This window comes from Flavicella sp., assembly GCF_029238425.1.
Classification (GTDB): domain Bacteria; phylum Bacteroidota; class Bacteroidia; order Flavobacteriales; family Flavobacteriaceae; genus Flavicella.
On sequence record NZ_JAQWGB010000025.1, the window covers coordinates 1 to 3,493 of the forward strand.

General features: G+C 35.0%; 2 protein-coding genes. Both read right to left on the minus strand.

Annotation, left to right across the window (positions count from 1 at the left end; translation table 11 throughout):
• Window positions 1–1,143 (minus strand): MBL fold metallo-hydrolase (locus P8H68_RS01585; protein ID WP_300320768.1); only part of this gene is annotated, 1,143 nt, incomplete at its 3' end.
• A gap of 65 nt (window positions 1,144–1,208) precedes the next feature.
• The gene (gene sulP, locus P8H68_RS01590) at window positions 1,209–2,933 is read right to left on the minus strand and encodes a sulfate permease (RefSeq protein WP_300320771.1); all 1,725 of its coding nucleotides are present in this window, start codon (window positions 2,931–2,933) and stop codon (window positions 1,209–1,211) included.
• Window positions 2,934–3,493: the final 560 nt, after the last annotated feature.

Here is a 3,493-nt window from a genome sequence, read left to right on the forward strand (position 1 = left end):
TACATCAAATATTTTTGACTCCCCTACTTTCTCAGCAAATGCCGAAGCCGATATATTTTTCACAGAGTCATGTTCTTTCCCTGAAGCAATCCATGCTTCCATCCCACCTTTCAAACATCCTAATGTATTATCAAAACCAACACGTGACAAACGTGTAATGGCTTCTTCTTCTTTTCCTTCAGGTGTAATCAATAAAATTGGTTGCTGCACATCTCCTATCAAAGCACCCACCCAAGGCGCAAAACCTCCATTTAACCCAATGAAGATAGCGTTTGGAATATGTGATTTAGCAAAGTCATCTTGAGTCCTTACATCTAAGATCAATGCTTCCGAATCATTGGCTATCTTTTCAAATTCATCTGGATCTAAAGCATGAGAGCCTTCTTTAATAATTTCTGATATATCAGAATACCCTTCCCTATTCATTTTTACGTTTAAAGGAAAATATACCGGTGGTGGTAGCAAACCATCTGTTACTTCTTTGACAAATTCCTCTTTGGTCATATCCAATCGAAGCGCATAATTATGCTTCTTTTGGTCTCCTAACAATCCAACAGTTTCTTTGCTCATGTTTTTACCACATGCAGATCCTGCACCATGACCTGGGTACACTAACACATGGTCAGGTAAAGTCATTATTTTTAAACGCAAACTATCAAATAACGTTTCTGCCAACTCTTCTTGGGTCATTCCCGTGGCATTCTGTGCCAAATCCGGTCTACCAACATCCCCTAAAAAAAGTGTATCACCACTAAATATAGCATGCTCCTTTCCTTTTTCGTCTAATAATAAAAAAGTAGAACTTTCCATAGTATGGCCAGGAGTGTGCAATACTTTGATGCTTACATCTCCCACAGAAAACACTTCGTTATCCTTAGCTTTATAAGAATCAAAAGTCGTTTCTGCATTAGGGCCATAAATAATCTCTGCCCCGGTCTTTTTAGCAAGCGTCACATGTCCACTTACAAAGTCTGCATGAAAATGTGTTTCAAATATGTATTTTATTTTTGCATTATTTTTTGTTGCTAGCTCCATATAAGGTTGTACCTCTCTCAATGGATCAATAATAGCAACTTCTCCAGCGCTTTCAATATAATAAGCTCCTTGAGCCAAACATCCCGTATAAATTTGTTCTATTTTCATGTTGTTTCTATTTGTTATTACAAAGATACTTTTGCATTAAACTTCTGAGAGTAACATATGTTACACTACAATTTATTTTGTCGTGTGATTTTTTTCTGAATCAAGGAAGGCGCACATTTACTATCAAAATAACAAACCGCCTCTGAGGTCCTAACAAACAGATTTTCAGTTCCAATAATCTCCACAATACCACCTGAATAGATGATATCTCGTGTAGGACCAATAGCGCCTGTAATGATAAATTTCACATCACGTTCTTTTAATTTAGACACCAACTTGAGCAACATTAAATTAGCGCTGCTATCAATATGGCTGATTGACTCGGCATTTAAAATCACAGCTTTCAACTGTTTCCCTTTTTTATCGATCAATTTGAATAATTCTTTTTTGAAGTAATCTTTATTTCCGAAGTACAGTTGGGCATCGAATCTTACGATTACGAGATCTTCCCTATCTTCTACGTCTTGTTCAAAACGAGATATATTTTTATAATAATCACTTCCCTTTACATTCCCCAAAACGGCGATATGCGGTTTGGATGTTCTATAAATCATTAAAAAAATTGATAAAAGAACCCCCAATAGAATTCCCTCTTTTACGCCAATAACTAGGGTAACCACAAAAGTAAAAACTAACAAAAAGAACTCATCTTTTCTTTTTTGATACAATCTTTTAGGGTACTCAACATCAATTAATCCACTTACAGCAACCAAAACTACGGCAGCTAAAACAGCCTTTGGTAAATAATAAAACAAAGGCGTCAAAAACAAAAGAGTCACTCCAATAATAAGCATGCTAATCAAAGCTCCTAAATTTGTTTTGGCTCCTGCTTGCACATTTACAGCAGTTCTAGAAAATCCACCTGTCGAAGGATAAGATGCAAAAAAAGAACCTATAATATTGGCTGTTCCCAATGCGACTAATTCTTGATTTGGATCTACCTCATATTCCGATTGTTCCTCCTCAAACGATTTACTTACCGCAATGGCCTCCATAAATGCAATAAGAGCCAGAGTCAAGGCTATGGGAAACAATTGTTTTATTTGATCCATTTCTATATTTGGAATGCCAACCGGAGGTAAGCCCTTTGGAATATTACCAATAACAGAAACACCAAATCCTTCTAGGTCCAAAAAATAAGATAACAGCAATGCTATCATTATCAAAATCAGCCCACTTGGAATCTTTGTGGAAATCTTTTTTAAGAACAGAATACACACAATACTAATACTCCCTATAAGTAAAGTCATTATATGCACCGTTTCTAAGGAACTAAAAACAGCGACTAGCTTTGTAATAAATGTTCCGCTATTAGATAGAGAAATACCTGCAAAACTCTTAATTTGACTCACAGCAATGATAATCGCAGCTGCTGATGTAAATCCATTAATTACAGGTTTAGATAAAAAATTTACTACCATGCCCATTTTCAAAACCCCAAGAAGCAACTGCATAGCTCCCATAAATAGAGATAAAAAAATTGCGGCGGAAATATAATTTTCTATCCCCACAATCCCCAAAGATCCTAAACCACTTGCTACCAATAAAGAATCCATTGCCACGGGTCCAACTGCTAAAACCGGTGATGTCCCCATCAACGCATAAATAAGTTGTGGTATCAATGCCGCATACAATCCATATTGAGGAGGGAGACCAGCAATCATTGCATAGGCCATTCCTTGAGGAATTAACAACACTCCTACAGTGGCACCGGCAACAAAGTCATTTTTAAAAAAGTTTCCTTTATAACCCTGTATCCAAGTTAAAAAAGGAAAAAATTGTTTCAACATAGTTCTGTCTTTGTTGCAAAACTAAAGGCAAACTTTTGCTCTGAAAGTAACATTGGTTACACATAAAACTAAAAAACCCCAGTTAACTTAATAACCGGGATTATTCAATTTTCAAGCTTGTTATTATTTCTATGAAATTAGAGAACCTAACAACTCTAAATACAATCTTCAATTTAATAACCACTTCTAAAAAAAACTAACCAATCTAAATATAAAATTTATATTTACTCTTACTTCAAAGATACAAGACATATCTGCTGATAAGCCTTCAAACTAAGTGAAACGACTTTTTTAAGATGTAAAATGACCTATGTACTAACTGAAGTGTTTTTCTATAAAATAATGGAGTCACCTTCCTTCACTTTTGGACATAAAAAAAATCCTGGAACCTAACAACCAGGATTTTTTTAAGATTTGAAATCGGTTTGAATTTTCTATGAGAAAGGAGAACCTAACAACTCCTTTGGTCAATTTTCAAAAAGTCAATAATTTCAAATTACTAAACCAACCTAAATATGAAAATTTTTACTTATTTATACCTCAAAGATACAATGCATCTC

What these genes read in the sequence shown, in the direction of transcription:
- sulP (WP_300320771.1), bottom strand. Translation starts at nt 2,933, where the DNA reads ATGTTGAAACAATTTTTTCCTTTTTTAACTTGGATACAGGGTTATAAA.